Source organism: Pelagimonas phthalicica, assembly GCF_004364805.1.
GTDB lineage: Bacteria > Pseudomonadota > Alphaproteobacteria > Rhodobacterales > Rhodobacteraceae > Pelagimonas > Pelagimonas phthalicica.
In genome coordinates this window covers 1239578-1257677 of the sequence record NZ_SOAP01000002.1, presented here as the reverse complement: position 1 = coordinate 1257677, position 18100 = coordinate 1239578, and the positions used below count along the sequence as shown (strand labels likewise).

Annotated in this window: 16 protein-coding genes and 2 pseudogenes; 12 read left to right on the top strand and 6 right to left on the bottom strand. The window is 56.2% G+C overall.

The window, feature by feature from the left end; genetic code table 11:
• Positions 1–1059 (top strand): ABC transporter permease, encoded by a 1059-nt coding sequence (locus CLV87_RS16280; RefSeq protein ID WP_099247063.1) that lies wholly within the window; start codon positions 1–3, stop codon positions 1057–1059.
• Entirely contained in the window at positions 1059–1817 is a 759-nt protein-coding gene (locus CLV87_RS16275; protein ID WP_099247061.1) for an ATP-binding cassette domain-containing protein, read from the top strand. The genes CLV87_RS16280 and CLV87_RS16275 overlap by 1 nt, the downstream gene beginning before the upstream one ends.
• 717 nt (positions 1818–2534) lie before the next feature.
• Here the strand turns inward: CLV87_RS16275 and CLV87_RS16270 are convergent.
• The 5 genes from CLV87_RS16270 to CLV87_RS16250 all read right to left on the bottom strand — a co-directional run bounded on the left by CLV87_RS16270 (position 2535) and on the right by CLV87_RS16250 (position 7929).
• Complete coding sequence (locus CLV87_RS16270) at positions 2535–4016, bottom strand: aldehyde dehydrogenase family protein (RefSeq protein WP_099247879.1); 1482 nt, start codon at positions 4014–4016, stop codon at positions 2535–2537.
• Between the two features lie 13 nt (positions 4017–4029).
• Positions 4030–5325, bottom strand: coding sequence for a TRAP transporter large permease (locus tag CLV87_RS16265; RefSeq protein ID WP_099247059.1), 1296 nt, complete (start codon positions 5323–5325; stop codon positions 4030–4032).
• Between the two features lie 11 nt (positions 5326–5336).
• Entirely contained in the window at positions 5337–5819 is a 483-nt protein-coding gene (locus tag CLV87_RS16260; RefSeq protein WP_176556038.1) for a TRAP transporter small permease, read from the bottom strand.
• Positions 5820–5880: 61 nt separating this feature from the next.
• Complete coding sequence (dctP, locus tag CLV87_RS16255; RefSeq protein ID WP_099247055.1) at positions 5881–6915, bottom strand: TRAP transporter substrate-binding protein DctP; 1035 nt, start codon at positions 6913–6915, stop codon at positions 5881–5883.
• Positions 6916–7017: 102 nt separating this feature from the next.
• The gene (locus CLV87_RS16250) at positions 7018–7929 is read right to left on the bottom strand and encodes a LysR family transcriptional regulator (RefSeq protein WP_099247053.1); all 912 of its coding nucleotides are present in this window, start codon (positions 7927–7929) and stop codon (positions 7018–7020) included.
• A 97-nt stretch (positions 7930–8026) separates the two neighbouring features.
• Here CLV87_RS16250 and CLV87_RS16245 point away from each other — a divergent pair, with 97 nt between their 5' ends.
• Together CLV87_RS16245 and CLV87_RS16240 are read left to right on the top strand one after the other, a co-directional pair.
• A complete protein-coding gene (locus CLV87_RS16245; RefSeq protein WP_099247051.1) occupies positions 8027–8824 on the top strand; it encodes an SDR family oxidoreductase in 798 nt (265 codons plus the stop codon).
• A 140-nt stretch (positions 8825–8964) separates the two neighbouring features.
• On the top strand, positions 8965–9327 hold the full coding sequence (locus CLV87_RS16240; protein ID WP_133840812.1) for a hypothetical protein: 363 nt from the start codon (positions 8965–8967) through the stop codon (positions 9325–9327).
• Between the two features lie 46 nt (positions 9328–9373).
• Here CLV87_RS16240 and CLV87_RS16235 read toward each other — a convergent pair whose 3' ends face one another.
• The gene (locus CLV87_RS16235; RefSeq protein ID WP_099247878.1) at positions 9374–10027 is read right to left on the bottom strand and encodes a GntR family transcriptional regulator; all 654 of its coding nucleotides are present in this window, start codon (positions 10025–10027) and stop codon (positions 9374–9376) included.
• A gap of 206 nt (positions 10028–10233) precedes the next feature.
• Between CLV87_RS16235 and CLV87_RS16230 the strand changes: the two genes are divergently transcribed.
• From CLV87_RS16230 to CLV87_RS24155, 8 genes and pseudogenes are all read left to right on the top strand, one after another.
• Complete coding sequence (locus CLV87_RS16230) at positions 10234–11319, top strand: Gfo/Idh/MocA family protein (RefSeq protein ID WP_235871951.1); 1086 nt, start codon at positions 10234–10236, stop codon at positions 11317–11319.
• A 94-nt stretch (positions 11320–11413) separates the two neighbouring features.
• Positions 11414–12424, top strand: a pseudogene (gene dctP, locus CLV87_RS16225) (TRAP transporter substrate-binding protein DctP).
• Between the two features lie 27 nt (positions 12425–12451).
• Positions 12452–13018, top strand: coding sequence for a TRAP transporter small permease (locus CLV87_RS16220; protein ID WP_099247047.1), 567 nt, complete (start codon positions 12452–12454; stop codon positions 13016–13018).
• Positions 13015–14310 carry a TRAP transporter large permease gene (locus tag CLV87_RS16215; protein ID WP_099247045.1) on the top strand — a complete coding sequence of 432 codons (1296 nt, stop codon included), beginning with the start codon at positions 13015–13017 and terminating at the stop codon, positions 14308–14310. The genes CLV87_RS16220 and CLV87_RS16215 overlap by 4 nt, the downstream gene beginning before the upstream one ends.
• A complete protein-coding gene (locus tag CLV87_RS16210) occupies positions 14310–16193 on the top strand; it encodes a bifunctional sugar phosphate isomerase/epimerase/4-hydroxyphenylpyruvate dioxygenase family protein (protein WP_099247043.1) in 1884 nt (627 codons plus the stop codon). The genes CLV87_RS16215 and CLV87_RS16210 overlap by 1 nt, the downstream gene beginning before the upstream one ends.
• Positions 16190–17050 (top strand): shikimate dehydrogenase, encoded by an 861-nt coding sequence (locus tag CLV87_RS16205; RefSeq protein WP_099247041.1) that lies wholly within the window; start codon positions 16190–16192, stop codon positions 17048–17050. Before CLV87_RS16210 ends, CLV87_RS16205 begins: the two co-directional genes overlap by 4 nt.
• The gene (locus CLV87_RS16200; protein WP_370739645.1) at positions 17047–17871 is read left to right on the top strand and encodes a citryl-CoA lyase; all 825 of its coding nucleotides are present in this window, start codon (positions 17047–17049) and stop codon (positions 17869–17871) included. Before CLV87_RS16205 ends, CLV87_RS16200 begins: the two co-directional genes overlap by 4 nt.
• A pseudogene (locus CLV87_RS24155) lies at positions 17846–18064 on the top strand (Gfo/Idh/MocA family oxidoreductase); the annotation flags it as partial. The gene CLV87_RS16200 and the pseudogene CLV87_RS24155, both read left to right, overlap by 26 nt.
• Positions 18065–18100 lie beyond the last annotated feature (36 nt).

Sequence of the window (18100 nt, the reverse complement as noted above, 5' to 3'; positions counted from 1 at the left end):
ATGGCCTTTTCAGCAAACCAAAAGACCGGTCAGAGCGATCACTCTGGCCCCTCCGCCAAGCACCTTGCGCCTATGACCCTGACAACCTTGCAAAAACAGCCGTGGATCGGAGCCGCTGCAGCCGCCGTCTTCGTTTTCGCCTTTTTCGCTTATTTCGCCGGCTCAACCGGCTTCCTGACCGCCGGCGGCACGGCGGGATGGCTCAACACCGCAGCCGAGCTGGGCATTATCGCCATTCCCATCGGCCTCTTGATGATCTCAGGCGAGTTTGACCTCTCGACCGGGTCGGTCGTCGGCGCGGCCTCGATCATCGTGGCCGTGACGGTGACCTTCCTTGGCCAACCCATCGCACTTGGCATTCTGATCGCCTTAGCAATGGGCGTGCTGGTGGGCCTGTTCAACGCACTGCTGGTCTACCGGACGCGCGTACCCTCGTTCATCGTGACCCTCGCGACCAACTTTATCGTCGCAGGCACCGCACTCGCCCTGTCGCGGCTTGTGACGGGGTCCAGCACCCTATCGCTGCGCGATACCGGTTGGGCCGAGTTTGCCTTTGCTGCACGTTGGAACCAGATGTACATCTCCATCATCTGGTGGGTGCTGGCCGCCGCACTGGCCGCCTGGGTCTTGCGGGCAACGCCTTTCGGCAACTGGATCTACGCCACCGGCGGCAACAAGGACGCCGCGCGCCGCGCGGGCGTGCCGATCTGGTGGGTCACGCAGGTGCTTTACGTCTGGACCGGGGTTAGTGCGGCCTTTGTCGGTGCCATGACGGCCATTCAGTTCAACCAGGGCAACGCCGTCGCAGGCCAAGGCTATGTGTTCGAGACAGCCATCGCAGCCGTGATTGGCGGCGTGCTGCTGACCGGCGGCTTCGGGTCAGTCTTCGGGATTGTGTGCGGCACGATCATCTACGGCATCATCTCGGTTGGTCTCTTTTACACCGGCTGGCCGACGGACTGGGCGCAGACCTTTATCGGAGCGCTTCTGGTTATCGCTGTTCTTGCCAACAACGCCATCCGCAACGCCGCGATGCAGTCAAAGAAGGGCAAGTCATAATGGCACAACAACCGCTTTTGACCTTAAAGTCTGTCAGCAAGTCCTATTCGGGTGTGCAGGCCCTGTCCGATGTCAGCATCGAGACCTTCGCGGGCGAGGTGCATTGCCTACTTGGCGACAACGGCGCGGGCAAGTCCACCCTGATCAAAACCATGTCAGGCGTCGTGCACCCCACCTCTGGCGACATCATGTGGGAGGGCCAGCCCGTCACACTGGACAGCCCCAAGGAGGCGCAAGAGCTAGGCATTGGCACGGTGCACCAGGATGTGGGACTGATCCCGATGATGAGCGTAGCGCGCAATTTCTTCTTGGCCAATGAACCCACGCGCGGCTGGGGGCCGTTCAAGCGGATTGATATGTCGCAGGCGAACGGGGTGTCGATCGACGCCATCCGCGCCATGGGCATCAGCCGTGACATCGACCCTGATCAGGTGGTCGGCACCATGTCAGGCGGCGAGAAGCAGGCGATTGCCATCGCCCGGGCCGTCCATTTCGGTGCCAAGTTCCTGATCCTGGGTGAGCCCACAGCTGCCCTCGGCGTGCACGAATCCGAGGTCGTGATCAACCTGATCGAACGCACCAAGCAGCGCGGCACCGGCATCTTGCTTATCACCCACAACCCAACCCACGCCTTGGCCGTGGGCGACCGGTTCACCGTGCTGACCCAGGGGCGCGTGGTGGATCAGTTCAAACGCGGCGAGCGTGACCAGATCATGGACCTCATGGCCGGGGGGCGCAGGTTGGCTGCGGCAGAATAGGGCCGCTTTGCGCAGGGATCACCTAGAGCTTTCTTCCCACTAGATCGCAGACATATGACACATAGTGCGGCCGCTGAACTCAGAAGAGCCTCAAGATCATCGAGAAGATCTTCAGTGTCAGACCGGAAGCCCTGAAAATCATGTTGCCTAAAACGAAGATTTAGCAGTTCCGACTTCACCTTGGCAAGCAACGGGTAGACGTGTTTGTTGCTTCGTTATTTAGTGGCGATCTGAATAGCAGCCCAATGAATTTCTTTGCGCGTCCTGAACCCTTAGTATGGTTTACGTAGCCGGTATAACTGTAAGCGATGGAAACATGCTGGTGTGGCGTTATTCCTAGTTCGTCTACATCGGTATCGTCGATAAGTTGGATCAGAGTTAAGGAGAGAAGTTGAGCGCTCCCAAATGGCGTTCGGCTTTATAATTCGTTGCAAGTTTCGACCGCCTTAGCCAGGCGCGTGAGACTCTATTTTCACTGCGTAAGTAAAGGTGGCCGAGACCTTCTTGGATGGGTTGGATCTTTTCCAAGCAGACCCTTCATTTGCCGCACAGTAACTGATCGGCGTTCTATTTAAGCGGCACGTAACAGATCGTACGATGGCACAATGGACGTGGGTCCCTACGGCCTCCTTGACGGGTAAGCCAAGAGTGGTTTCACAACTCGAAGTTTCGTTGGCGCCCGCACTACGGCACGATCTCGGGTCCAGATTTCGTGAATTAGTCGGCGACCAGTGCCCCGGCGCGACCAGAAATTGAGTGATACCCTTGGAACTGCGTCACGCCCTCGTAGCCGCAATTGCGTCCGATGCCCGAGTGTTTGAAACCACCAAAAGGTCCGTTGCCATCTTGGACCGACGGGCCGTGGGCGTTGATAAATGTATAGCCCGCCTCGATCTGGCGGCTCAACGTGACAGCGCGTTCCCTGTCTGCCGACCAGACCGAAGAGGCGAGGCCGAATTCACTGTCATTGGCTGCTGCAACTGCGTCGTCCTCTTTGTCGAAAGGCACAAGGGGAAGGACGGGGCCGAATTGTTCTTTGCGCACGACGGAAAGTTCGGGGTCCGCCTTGAAAACCAAGGTCGGCCGCTGGAAATACCCATCCGCATAAAGCGCCTCATCATGCACCTGGCCAAGCTCCTGCACATCCTGACCAGCCGTGCGTGCTTCTGCGATCATGTCGGTCACTACTTTGAGCTGTTTGGCGTTGTTCAGGGGGCCCATGGTTGTTTCTGGTAAGAGACCATCACCAACAATCTGCCGGTTGCAGACCTCTCGAAGACCTTCTGCCACTTCATCAAAACGCGAGCGGTGCACATAGAGACGTTTGAGCGCAAAACAGATCTGCCCAGTGGACATAAAGGCCGCTCGGTATAGGCGTTCAAACGCATCTCCACTGAGATCTGCGTCTTGAAGAACCAAACCCGCATCATTCCCGCCCAGCTCCAGAGTGACGGGGGTAATATTCTCTGCGGCGACCTTCATCACATGGCGCCCAATGTCGACAGAGCCAGTAAAATTCACGTAGCGGACGTGAGGGTGACCAATAATCGCGTCGCCAATGCGCCCTGCGGAACCAGTCAGAATATTCACCACACCGGGTGGCAACATCCGGGCGATTTTATGCAAGGTCATGGTTGGGGCCAGCGCAGAATTAGCCGAAGGTTTCACCACGACCGTGTTGCCCGCCATCAGCGCCTGGGGCAGCTTGGCGCCAAGGATCGCCAATGGCCAATTCCACGGCACGACCAAAGCCGCCACCCCGCGCGGCTGGCGGGTTATGATCGTGTCATTGGGGGCTGCCTTGATGATTTCATCTTGGGCCAGCCTGTCACCGTAATTCGCAGCTTGAACAAAACGATGCCCCAGTCGGCTAATCTCGAGATGAGTCTCAAAAAGGATCTTGCCATGTTCTCGGGTGAATAGACGCGCCCGTTGTTCCACCTCTTGGGCGTCTTCGGTAATTGCTGCCGCAACCTGACGCAGCATCGCCCCGCGCTCTTCATAGCTTAGCGCCGCCCAGGCTGGGAATGCTGCGTGCGCGGCCTTGTTGGCCGCCTCGACATCATCAAGCGTCGCCGACGCCGCCCGCCCGACCAGTTCATTCGGTCTTGCAGGGTTAAAGATGTCATATGTGCCACTGTCGCTGGCAGGGCGCGCCTCTCCGCCAATGAACAATTCGGTCTGGATCGGGTCAGTCATTTTTCTCTCGCTCTCAACGGGTTGCATCTGGAAGCCATGTGGCGATTTCTGGGAAAGCCAAGATCAAAATACCGCCGACCAGCATCGCCAGAATGTAGGGCAGAACACCAAGGAAGATCGCACCAAGCGGGATATCGGGCGCAACGGATTTGACGGTAAAAACATTCATGCCAATCGGTGGCGTGATAAGACCCAGTTCGATCACGATGATGACCAGGATGCCAAACCAGATAAGGTTCACACCAAGCCCGTTGAGCGACGGTAAAAACACCGGGATAATCAAAAGCAAAATTCCAATGCTTTCGAACACAGTGCCGAGCACAACGCAGATTGCGCAGATCATCAGGACCAGCCCCATTGGACCAAAGTTCCAGGCTAGGACCTTGTCCTGCAGATCGTAGGGCATTCCCGTCAGATTAACGAATTGCGCGAGGATCAAAGCGGCGAAAACGATTGAAAAGATCATCGCAGAGGTGACAACGGTCTCTTCGAACACACCCCAAAGGCTCGCCCTGTCCAAGAAAAAGCCACGGGTCACGCCAAAGAGCCAAGCGCCGAAACTTCCCACTGCCGCTGCTTCGGTTGGCGTGAAAATGCCTGAATATATTCCCCCGAGAACCGCCCCGAACAGGAGGATCACCGGCCAGGTCGACAGTGATGCGCGGATGGTCTCCCCCAAGGGGAGGGACTTTCCCTTGGGACCGAGCTCCGGTTTGACTGCGGTCACCAGCACCACCGCCCCCAGAAACAACGTAACCAAAAGAAGCCCCGGCACGATGCCAGCAATGAAGAGCTGGCCGATGTCTTCGCCCGCGACAATCCCATAAATCGCCAGCGGGACCGAGGGCGGGATCATGATCCCAAGCGTGCCACCAGCAGCAATTGTGCCCGCTGAAAATCCGGGGGAATAGTTGAAGTCTCTCATAGGCGGCACAGCCACACGAGTCATCGTCGCCGCTGTGGCAAGCGACGATCCACAGACCGCAGAAAACCCGGCACAAGATACGATCCCGGACAAGGCCAAACCGCCGCGAAACCGGCCCATCCAAGCATAAGAGGCGGCAAACAAATCCTTTGAGATGCCTGATCGGTGAATGAAGGCCCCCATCATTATGAAAAGCGGGATGATCGAAAGGTTGTAGTTGGTTGACGTCTCGACGATCCACTGGCTCGAAACAGAAAGGGCCGCCTCAAAGCCGCGGAGATACATCAGCCCAAAGAACCCAACCGCAAGCGATGCAAAGGCGAGCGGCACGCCGACAAAAGCGAGCAGCAGAACAGCCGCAAATCCCAGGAGGGCGAGTTCCATGTGATTGTTCCTTATTCGGCGTTTTTGTCGGTGGGCAATGGCTCTGGCACGCCTGACCGTATGGCCAGCAATGCCGCAGGGATCGAAAGAGCTGACAACAGCGTAAAGGCCCCAACAATAAGGCCAATTGGCAATCCAAGAACAATGCTGTCCTCGGGGTATTCAAAAATATCCAGAAAACGCCAGGCCAGGATCGCAAAGATCGAGGTTACGCCAATGAGGCTGAAGATGTCATAGATCCCGCGATAGATCTTGGGCATATGTTTGATCAGCCAAGGCTCAAAAATGGCCACTTTGACATGCGCGCGATCCCTGGTCACCGCAAACAATCCAGAGAAAACGGCACCCCCAAGCAGGTACTGGGTCATTTCTGACGCGCCGAAGATCGGATCGTTAAACAGGTAACGCATTGTCACATCGCAGACGGTTATGACGGCCATCGCTAAGAGGCAACTCGCGCCAAGTACAATCGTAACCGTACGCATTGTTCGCATGTCCATTCCTCTGTGGCGTTGGTGTGGCCCGCAGAAACGCGGGCCAGGTTTTTGCCTGTGATTACTTATTCTCGGTACGGGCTTGGATTTCCGCCGCCAACGCGTCGAGGATCGCAGAGGTATCCGTGCCATATTTCTTTGAAACACTCTCGGCCCAGCTCGCCGCAATTTTGCCGGATGCCTCCCCGATCGCAGTGATCAAGCCATCACTCGGCTCATTGAACACAACGCCCATCTCCTGCAGTTTTGTCAGCGCGGCGGCCTCTGCTTCGTTGGTTGCTTCACCGATGCGACGGGCAAGTTCGGCACCCGAAAGTTCGCGGACAGCCGCGCGATTTTCATCTGAAAGACGTTTCCAGGCCCGATCATTCACAAAGACCGAAAAATTGGCGGATTGCATGGACGGCAACATGTCCACACAGGACTTGGTATAGGGGGCCACGCCAAAACTAACGATGGTTTCGGCGGTCAATCCCATATGCGCGTCGACCGTGTTGCGCGAGGTCAATTCCTGAACCTGCACCGCTGGCCCGGCCACGATTGCCAAATCCATGGCCGAAAACGTATTGGCGATGGTGCCCGGCAACGCCCAGATGCGGCGCTGCTGTAGGTGTTCGAGCGTTTCAATTGGGTCATCGGTGGTCGAGCAAAGATAGGCGGGCCCGAGGTTGAACATCGAAATAAGCTCAACCCCACGAAGGTTTTCGTGCTCTGCAAACTCGGCTGTATAGGTGTCCCACAAGGCAGTGGAGACAGCCGCCGTGTCGCCTAGGTTGAGCCAAGGCATCTGGCTGATCAAGGTTGCGGGCGCGTTTTTTGCAATGAAGCCATTGAAGACAAACCCGGCATCCGCAACACCATTGCGGACGGCGTCCATGACGCCAGGCGGCGGCGCGACGGATTTGGCAGGAAAGGTGATTTTAACTTCACCACCGGTCGCTTTGGAAACATCATCGGCCCAGGTTTGAAAAACTGGCCAGATGTAATGCGTTGGTGGGAAAAAGATGTTGAAGGACAGGTCGGTTTCAGCTGCTGCGGGCAGCGGGTTCAAACCGATTGCGGCGGCAAGTGCAAGGGCTGTGATCTTGAGTTTCATGGAGTCCTCCCAGGTCGCATGGCGATCAAATATCCACGCAGAATACCCGCCCGCAGCGCACCAAAGAAGCTCACTTAGATTGCTAGATATAGATTTTAGGTATCACTCGATCTCTGCCTTCTCGATCGCGATCACGGTTTTCCGGATGCAGTTTTCCATATGTTGTGCGGCCGTTGTCAGCGGATGCCCTGCACGTGTCACGAGACAAAAATGCTGGCTCTGAAATTCCTCCTGAATAGGGATTTGAACCACATCCCACCCACCTTGAACGCTGGACATTAAGCGTTTTGGAAAGGTGCAGACCGCGCCGAGTTCAGCCACAAGAGACATAGCGCCAAAATAGGATTCAGACGTTGTGACAGATTTTGGAGGTGTCAGGTGATTGTCGAGGAAAGGTTGTCGAAAGATGTCGCCGGGACCACCCAACGTACCAATCATGATCCATTCGCAGTCGGTCAGTTCGGCAAGGGATTTGGCATTTCTCAAAGGTGAATCCGCAGCGGTAATGACAACGATCGGCAAGTCCATAAGCGGTTCGACCACCAAATTCCGGCACATGGCCTCGGGCGGTTTGGGACCGAGCACAATATCCACACTGCCGTCAGATATTGGCTTTAACGCATTGGGAAACAACCCACTCGACAGCTTGACCTGGACAAAGGGAAAGCTGCGCCGGAACATTGAAATGGCGCGCGGCATGACTTTGACCGCCGCAAGAGGCGACACACAGACATTGACAGAGCCGGCTTGCCCGCCGCGCAGCTGATCGACCTCTTCATCAAGGCGCTCAAGGTCGGATTGAATGGCTACAAAGCGGTTTAACAGGGCTTCGGCCTCTTCGGTCGGAACCACGCCGCGCGCCGTGCGGCGGAACAGTTGCACCCCCAGCTCTTCCTCTGCCAGGCTAAGGGCCTTGGTCAACGTGGGCTGAGCTTTATTCAGTTGCTGCGCGGCCGCTCGGATGCTGCCTGCTTTGGCGATTGCAACAATGGTTTCGATATATTGCAATTTCATAGTGATACCCAAAATCTATCAATAGAGATTTAACATAGCTTCTACTGATCAGTAATTGACCTGTAGGCTCAGTGTCAAAACGAAAAGAGAGACAGCAATGCCCCAGTCAACCTACGCAATAACGGGAGTATCGAGCGGCATCGGCGCTGAACTGGCCAGGATCCTGAAGGAACGCGGTCATTACGTGATTGGCTTTGATATTGCGACTTCGGCTGAACATGTAGACCGGCTGATTGCGCTTGATTTGAATGACCCTGGTTCGATTGCTGCGGCGACGAAGCAATTGGATATCCCGGTTGACGGTCTTTGCAACAATGCCGGGCTGCCACCACGAGAGGGTCTTGAAACCACCATCTTGCAAGTCAACTACCTGGGGCAGCGCGATTTCTTAAAACGCATCTTGCCACTTTTAAAGCCGGGAGCATCCATCGTGAATATGGCCTCTCGGGCCGGGCAAGGGTGGCGAGACGGCGTTCATCAAGTTAAGCGGCTCAGCGCATTGAGCACGCCCAAAGAGCTAAAGGACTTCATTGCAGCCGAAGGCATCGACGCGACCCGTGCCTATAATCTGTCGAAAGAAGCTTTGATCCTCTGGTCGTTGGCAGAAACCGAAACCATGATCGGTCGTGGCTTACGGATCAACACGCTGAGCCCTGGCGCGATTGCCACAGGAATCCTGGACGATTTCGCGCGCGCGTTTGGCGACAAGATGGCCCGGAACGTAGAGCGCGCAGGACGCCCCGGAAACCCGGTGGAAATCGCAAACGTTGCTGCTTTTCTACTGTCGCCAGAGGCAAACTGGATCAAGGGCAGCGATATTTCTATCGATGGTGGAATGAGCGCTTTCGCAGCGACCGAAATGCTTGATCTCGAAAGTCTGCAAGTTTGTTCTTAGCCAAGAATAGGTTCGGTTTCGACGCAGATTGCATGTGCAGTTTGCAAGCCACAGCAAGCGTCGCGGATGAGAACCGCTCAAACTGGCCTTGTCTGACCTGGCAATGGGTTAAACGGCTGCTTTGTGGCCTGGACTGCGATGTGAAAAAAGTAACGCAAAGGCAACGTGATGTTGCGTTTGAGAAGGGAATAACAAAAGTCTGTTTTGTCCGCAGACTGAACCGGCTCTTGTTTGCCGGAGATCCAGAAGTAAGGATACTGGGCCATCGGAAAGACGAAGAACGGAACACGTTATCCAGAGAAACCCGCGCCCGCGCGGAGCGGATGGTATTGGATCACAAGAGCGAAGACGCCTGGCAGGTCGCCTTCGGCATCGCAGTGACCAAACATAAAGAAATCTCAATGAAGTTTCAGATTAAGGCCGAGATGCTCTTCGCCCCCAAAAGACCGCTTCCGAGGCCTCCGGAGGCTTTGGCGACATGCGTCATGTGGCGTAAACGATGACCTCCATATCGCGGCCGCTAACACAGTGACACGGAAGCCCTGGTACTCACATAGCCGCCAACGTATGTTCCAACCCGTTGCGAATATGGTCTTCGAGCAATTGTTTGGCTTTGCTTGCGTCCCTGGACAGCGCTGCGTCAAACATGGCTTTGTGTTCGACCACAGCTTCTTCGCCGCGATAGGTCAGGACCAGCATCTGATAGCGCAGGTATTTGTCGTAAAGTGTCGAGTGGAGCGAAAGCAGGTTCTTGGAGTTGCAGGCTTCGATCATGGCCAGATGAAACTCCCAATCATAGCGTTTCCACATCTCTTTCTCAGTGTGATCGCCTGCAAGCATCCGCTGTTCCATCAGGTGCAACTTGTGATGGGCGGCGACCAGATTGCCTTCCCAATCGGTATCTCCGTTCTTGATCGATTGTTCCAGCGCGTGACATTCCAGAAGGACCCGCAATTCGGTGATCTCGATCAGGTCTTCTCGAGACACCGGCGTGACAAAGAAGCCGCGTTGTTCTGGCGCTTCAACGAACCCTTCGCTGGCGAGACGGTTTAGAGTTTCGCGTAACGTCGATGAACTGGCCGAATAGCGCTGCTTCAGCGCCTCGAGCTTCAGTTTCGCGCCCGGGTTCAACTCACCAAAGATGATGTCGTGCTTGATGCGCTGATAGGTGCTCGATCCGACGGTCGCGATCGGTTTGTTCATCTTTTTGTCCGGTTTTTGCTGCTTTTCCATATTTAGTACCATTTTGAGAATATGGTCACAATAACTCAATAAATCAGGTAAAACAAAAAATATCTGATAATATTGCAAATCACGTCGACGCCCCCTAGGGTGATGTAACGGCACCGGCGACTCTGTCCGGTCAATGAAATTCAGGCGCGGCTGCGCCTTTAGGGGGGACTGTCCCGGTGGAGACTGTTCAAATTGCAATCGCTGGAGTGGGCCTTGTCGGGCGACGCCATGCGGATGCCATCAATCAACTGAAGCACGTGAGCCTGTCTGGGATCGTAGATCCCAGTGACGATGGGCGCGCCTTTGCGCATGACAGAGGTGTGCCGTGTTTTGACACGCTGGAAGAACTGTTCGCAGCACAAAGGCCAGATGGGCTGGTTTTGGCAACGCCCACACCGCTGCATGTGTCGCAGGGGATTGAAGCAGTGCGCCAGGGGTGCCCGGTTCTGATAGAGAAACCTTTGGCGACCTCTGCCAACGAAGCACGGACACTTGTTGAGCGGGCAGAAGAAAAGGGCGTGCCCATTCTTGTTGGCCACCATCGCCGCCACAACCCGCTGATCCGCAAGGCACACGAGGTCGTCTCGGCGGGTGGTATCGGCGAAGTGCGGGCAGTGCATGTCAATTGTTGGTTCTACAAGCCGGATCATTACTTTGACGAGGCACCGTGGCGAAAGAAAGCCGGCGCGGGGCCGATCTCGGTCAATCTGGCGCATGATGTGGATCTGATCCGTCACCTGTGCGGGGAAGTCCAAAGCGTTCAAGCGCAGTCTGCACCGTCAATGCGCGGGTTCGAGAATGAAGACGTGGCCGCCGCAGTCCTACGTTTCGAAAATGGCGCGATTGGCACCATAACTGTGTCAGACAGCATTGTCGCACCTTGGAGTTGGGAGCTGACCTCGAACGAATACCCGATTTACCCACCGACACCCGAGAGCTGCTACATGATTGGCGGAGCGCATGGGTCGCTTTCGGTCCCTGACTTGCGTCTCTGGCAACATCAGAATGGCAAGCGTGATTGGTGGACCCCGATGGCGGCGACGACGCTGATCCGCGAAGCTTCGGATCCGCTGGTCAACCAAATGCATCATTTTGCAGATGTCATTGCCGAACAGGCCAAGCCGCTGGTGTCGGGACGCGAAGGTTTGCGCACCCTGAAAGTGCTGGAAGCCATACAAGCGGCCTGTAAAACAGGCAAATCTGTTGAAGTCCACACCGGTCAAGACATTGAAACTAATAAGGAATACTCTGTATTAGCGTAAAATATCAGATATTTTGCAAAAAATATTGCAAAATATCCAAAATCGGGCAAAAATCACGTCGAGATGATCTATGCGATATTCAGGGAGGAAAATCATGATCACCAAGTTTACACGCCGCGCGGCGATTTCAGCTGTCGTAGCGGCTGGCGTCATTGCTGGCTCGTCGACGGCCAGTTTTGCAACTGACAAAATCCAACTGCGTCTGGCAACTTCGGGGTCGGAAACGGACCAGCGTTCGGTCGCGATGGCCGAAGTTTTTGCGCCTATGGTTGACGATTTCGTAGACTATCAACCCAGCTATAACGGTACAATTTTTGCACAGGGCACCGAGCTTGACGCGATTTCGCGTGGGAACCTGGAAATGTCGATCGCCTCGGCACAGGAGTTGGCGCAGTTCTTCCCCGAATTCTCGATCTTTGCGACCGGTTATGTGCATCAGGATGCGGCTCACCAAGTGGCTGTGTTCAATGACCCACTGATGGACCCGTTCAAGGCGACCGTCGAAGACGAGTTGGGGGTCAAGCTGCTGTCGGTCATGTATCTGGGGCTTCGTCAGGTGAACCTGCGCTAGTCGAAAGACGAGCTGAACGTCATGACCCCGGCGGATCTTGCGGGCGTTAATCTGCGTATGCCGGGCACGGATGCATGGCAATTCCTGGGCGCAGCACTGGGGGCCGCGCCGACCCCGATGGCCTTCTCCGAAGTCTATACAGGCCTGTCGACAGGTGCGGTGGATGGCCAAGATAACCCGCTGCCGACCGTGGTGGACAAGAAACTGTACGAAGTGACGAAGCAGATCATTCTGACCTCGCATCTGGTCGATTTGAACTACATCGCGATGTCCAAGGCCGTTTGGGATGGCATGACGCCGGAGCAGCAAGCGACGGTTCAGAAAGCAGCAGACGCAGCCGCCGAAAGTGGTCGCCAGAAGCAGTTGGAGCTTGAAGAAAGCCTTGTTTCATTCCTGCAAGAGCAGGGGCTTGATATTTATGAGCCGGATGTGGACGCTTTCCGCACGCATGTTCAGGCTCAGTATGTCGGTTCGGAATTTGCTCAAGCTTGGCCCGAGGGCGTGTTTGAGAAGATCAACGCGCTGGGCAACTAAGCCAATCTGACAAGAGGGAGAACGACAATGGAGAAAGCCTTCAAGTGGTTCTCCCGTCTCGCAGAAGCGATTGCCGGCGGCTTGCTGGCGGCAATCTTCCTAACCTTTCTTCTACAAATCGTGCTCAGATACCTGTTCACACCCGCTGGCTGGACGTTGGAGCTTATCGGTATTCTGTGGGTCTGGGTGATCTTCTTTAGCTGCGCATTTGTGGTGCGCGAACAAGATCAAGTGAAGTTCGACATCATCTATCTGTCGGTCAGCAGACCGGTTCGTCGGATCTTTGCGCTGATGTCTGCCGTCGCTCTGGTCGTTGGGATGCTCTACACCCTGCTTCCAACGCTGGACTACATTGACTGGATGAAGATCCGCAAAACCGCAACGGTGCGCAACCCGTTTACCGGAAACAAGATTCCGCTGCGCGATGTCTTTTCAATTTATGGCGTCTTTATCGTTGTGATTGCCGCCCGATACGCATGGCAGTTCGTCAATACCCTGCGGAACGGACCGCCCAAAACCGAGCTGGAGCTGGCTGTTGAGGCCCTTCACGAAGCTGAAACCGCTGAGAATTCCAAAGAGGATGCAACTAAATGAGCTTTGAGCTGATTTCTCTTCTTGTCACCCTCTTCTTTCTTGCGGGGATAGGCACGCCGATCGGATATTCGATCTTGCTGGCCTCGGTCGTTTATTTGGGTGTTGCCGGTCTGGATGTTGCCCTAGCTGGCGAGAAAATCCTGCAAGGGTTTTACCGCAGCACCATCCTTTTGGCTGTTCCTCTGTTTATCGTTGCTGCCAACATCATGAATGCCGGGTCGATCACGGACCGCCTGCTGAATTTCTGTGTTGCCGCTGTTGGCCGTTTCAAAGGCGGCCTTGGGCATGTGAACGTCGTTGCGTCGCTGATCTTTTCCGGCATGTCTGGCTCGGCTGTCGCGGATGCTGCCGGCATTGGCAAGATCATCATTGAGATGATGACCAAGGGCGACCGCTATCCGCGCGGATACGCCGCCGGGATCACCGCTGCGACGGCCACAATTGGTCCGATTATTCCGCCGTCGATCCCCATGGTGCTCTACGCACTTGTGTCCAAAGCCTCCATCGGATCGCTGTTCCTGGCAGGCATCTTGCCTGGCCTGATCATGGGCGCGGTGCTGATGGGCATTAATGGGTACTTGGCACGCAAGCGAAATTTCGCACTAGAAGAGCCCATTCCGCTGCGCGAACTGCCAAAGAAAACGGCAAATGCCTTCCCGGCGCTTCTGATGCCTGCAATTCTGCTTTACGGCATCTACGGGGGCGTCACCACGCCAACAGAAGCCGCCGCTGTTGCCGCATTCTATGCGCTGATGCTGGCCTTTATGTTCTATCGCGCCATTTCTCTGGGCAAGCTTTACCAAGTGTTCGTGGATAGCGCCCGCTCCTCGGCTTCGGTCGGGATTGTGATCGGCGGCGCGTTCATTCTGAACTTCATCGTGATCCAGGAACAAATCCCTCAGGCTATCTCTTCCATGCTGGAAGGGTCAGATATTAGCCCGATCATGTTCTTGATCATGGTGAATGTCCTGATCTTGGCCTTGGGCTGTGTTTTGGATGCAACCACGATCATCTTGGTGATTGTCCCGCTGTTCATCCCCACCTGCGAAGCTTTGGGCATCGACCTTGTCCACTTTGGTGTGCTGGTGGTTGTGAACTCGATGATCGGTTTGATCACACCTCCCTATGGAATCCTGCTCTTTGTGATCAACGCGGTCACCGACATCCCGTTGCGCGAAATCATCTCTGAAATCTGGGCCTTCCTGATTGTGTTGGTTCTGGCGCTTGTCGCGATGATGTTGCTGCCTGACATGATCCTGTGGTTGCCGAGGCTCTTTGGATACCAAGGCTAATGTCACTCGCAATTTCGACAACGTCCATCCCCGGTGATCTCGAAGAAAAACTCTCGGTCATCGCCGAAGCGGGCTTTGCCGCTGTGGAACTACACGAGCCGGATTTCACCGGGTTTCACGGCTCTGCCGAGGACGTGGCGCAGATGGCGCAGGGGTTTGGACTTTCGATCAACCTCCTGAAACCTTTCAACGATCTTGAAGGATGGGAGGCCGCGGAACGCACCCGCGCCTTCGATAGGCTTGAGCGCAAGTTTGACCTGATGGGCGCATTGGGCACAGAGATGCTGCTGATTGGTGCGTCCAGTCGCAAGATGTCTATCGAGCAGACCGCCACTGACCTTGCGGATGCAGCTGACCGGGCGAAAGCTCGGGGGATGCGGCTGGCCTATCTTGCGCTGCCCTGGGCGGGATTGGTGCAGACCGACGCGCAGGCGCTGGACCTGATTCAGAAAATCGACAGCCCCAATCTGGGTCTTGCGCTTAACAGCTATTTCTCGCTCGCAGATGGGGGGAAACCAGCCCAGCTGCGCGATATGCCGGGTGCGCGCGTATTTCATGTACAACTGTCCGACGCACCGCGCACACCAGGCACGATCCGCAGTCTGAAGCGGCATTTCGGTATGCTGCCGGGCCTCGGCTCTTTGAACCTTGCCGGCTTTGTGAAAGTTTTGTCACGTGCCGGGTATAAAGGTGCCTGGTCGGTTGCGCGTGTGAACGAACACAGCCCAAGTCCCGGTGGGCGCACCTTGGCGCAAGATGGCTACCGGGCATTGGTGAACTTGCTGGACGAAGTGTCCCGCAGCGATCCAGACCTGCATTTCGACATCCCCGACCTTCCGCCGCGCGTTTACTCGTCGGGAATTGAGTTTATCGAGTTCGCGGCGGATGCCACCAGTGGCAAAGAACTGACCGACATGCTGTCGGCCATGTGTTTTCGGATGGAACGCAAACATGTCTCGAAATCGGTTGAGCTGTGGCGGCAGGGCGCAATCAATATCGTCGTGAACACGGAAGAAGAGGGCTTTGCCCACTCTGCGTTCATCGGTCATGGCCCGTCAGTCTGCGATATGGGGTTGCGAGTAAAGGACGCCGACCAGACCGTTGCGCGCGCAACCGCGCTGGGCACTCCGCAGTTCTCACAACCCGTAGGCGCAGGCGAATTGGACATCCCAGCCATTCGCGGTGTTGGCGGCAATGTGGTGCACTTCATTGACGAGAAATCCGACCTGCACCGTGTCTGGGATATCGAGTTCGAACCTGTCGCCAAGACCGAAGCCACGCAACCGGCCGGCCTGCGCCGCGTTGATCACGTGGCCCAGACCATGCGCTACGAAGAAATGCAGAGCTGGCTTTTGTATTACACCTCAACTTTCGAGATGGCGAAATCGGTGATCGTTGATGTGGCTGACCCGGCGGGAGTGGTGCATAGCCAAGCCATCGAAAGCCCGGAAGGCGAAGTGCGCCTGAATCTGAACGGTGCCGAAGGTCATCGCACATTCGCGGCCTCGTTTCTTGCGGATAGATTTGGGGCAGGGGTCCAGCATATCGCTTTTCTGAGCGACGACATCTTTGAAACTTCCGCGCAACTCGCCGCGCAGGGCTTTGCGCGTTTGGAAATCTCGCCCAACTACTACGATGATCTTCAGGCGCAATTTGGGTTGGATGACGACCTTGTTGCCAGATTGCGCGCAGGCAACATCCTTTTCGATCAGCAAGGCAACACCGCCTATTACCAGATTTATAGCCAGCCGATCTTCCAGGGTTTCTTCTTTGAGATCGTCCAGCGCAGTCGCAGCTACACAGGTTACGGCGCGCGCAATGCGTCCGCCCGTCTGGCTGCGCAAATGAAACACCAACGACCAGCAGGGATACCGCGCACATGAAAGCCGCGCTGATTGGACAGAACATTGCGGGGTCTCTGACCCCGGACATGCATATGGCCGAGGCAGAAATCCAGGGTTTTGCCTATGATTATCAAAGATTTGATACCGCGACGCATCCTTTCAAAGGGATGAGCCTTAAGAGCCTCCTTCAACAGGCTGAGGCCGAAAACATGGTTGGCGTGAACGTGACGCACCCGTTCAAGGGGGAAGCCGCCGGGCTGATGCATGACCTTTCTGAGACCGCACAGGCACTTGGGGCGGTGAACACGGTCCTCTTTCAGAACGAGCGCTGGGTTGGCCACAACACCGACTATGTCGGATTCCGCTCGGCATTGCGCAGCGAGATGCCGATGGCGTCAATCTCAAAGGTGCTGCTGGTTGGGGCAGGGGGAGCGGGAGGGGCTGTTGGCCTTGCCTTGATCGATCAAGGATGTGGTGCGCTGCATGTGACGGACATATCCAATGACCGCGCAGAGGCTCTGGTCGCACGATTGAAAGCCGCGCGCCCTCGGGCACACATTCAGGTCGCGGACAGTTTTGAGGGCGCTGATCCATCCAGCCTGAGCGGCGTGGTTAATGCGACCCCTGTCGGGATGGATGGTCATCCGGGCATGGCGTTTGACCCGGCGCGTCTCTCTCCTGCCTGTTGGGTCGCCGACATCATCTATTTCCCGCGCGAAACCGAGCTGCTTCAGCGGGCCGCGTCGTGTCGCCTGCGTGGGATGGGCGGGTCCGGCATGGCGATTTTTCAGGCTGCCGCCGCTTTTCACCTCATGACCGGCAAGACGGCCTCGCCGCAACGTTTGTCCGAGAAATTCAAGCAACTTGTGTCTCATGAGCGGGAGGTCATGGCATGACAATCCAAATGTCAGATGCAGACGCCATTCGGCATTGGTGGCGTACGTCGATTATCGACATGGAACCGGGCAGGATCGCGTTCCGAGGTCACCCCATTCAGGACCTGATTGGCAATGTTTCCTTTCCGCAGATGATCTGGCTGATGGTGCGGGGCGATATGCCAAGCGCTGACGAAGCTACCTTGTTCGAGGCTGCTTTGGTCGCCGGGGTGGATCACGGGCCGCAAGCGCCCTCGATAGCTGCTGCACGTATGGCGGCGACCTGCGGGGTTGGGCTGAACAATGCGATGGCGACCGCCGTGAACATGCTGGGCGATGTGCATGGTGGCGCGGGGGAACAATGCGCCGAGCTTTACTATGGTATCTCGGACCGGCTGACCCATGACGTTGGGCTGAACGAAGCTGTCACAAGCGGGCTGGATGAGTGGCGCGCACAGTATGGCAAGATCGTCTCGGGCTTTGGACACAGGTTCCACAAACCCGTCGATCCACGTGCGCCACGGTTAATGCAGTTGGTGCGCGAGGCCGCCGCCAAGGGGACCGTGTCGGGGCGCTTTGCCGATATCGGTGAAGAGGTCCAGGCCGAGCTAGGCCGCCAGCGCGGAGGGCGCGCCATCGCGATGAATATCGATGGCGCAACCGCGGTGATCTTCTGCGAACTTGGCTTTCCAGCGCCCCTCTCACGCGGGCTGTTTTGCCTGTCCAGATCCGTCGGCGTGCTGTCGCATGCCTGGGAACAAATGAACCAGGGTGGTCGGAACAAAGGGCCGATGCCACCCAGCTATTTACCACTTTATGAAGCGAAAGAAGATGACCGGTGATTCACCGAAAACCTTCCGGGTCGGCCTTGTTGGATGTGGCCGTATTAGTGACATCTATCTAACAACACTTGCGAAATTCTCGGACCTCGAGGTCGTGGCCTGTGCCAGCCTTGATCTAGAGGAAAGCCGGGCCAAGGCCGCGCAGCACGGGATTGCGCGCGCCTGTTCGGTGGACGAAGTGATCGCTGATCCTCAGATCGACTGCATCCTCAACCTGACCATTCCGGCG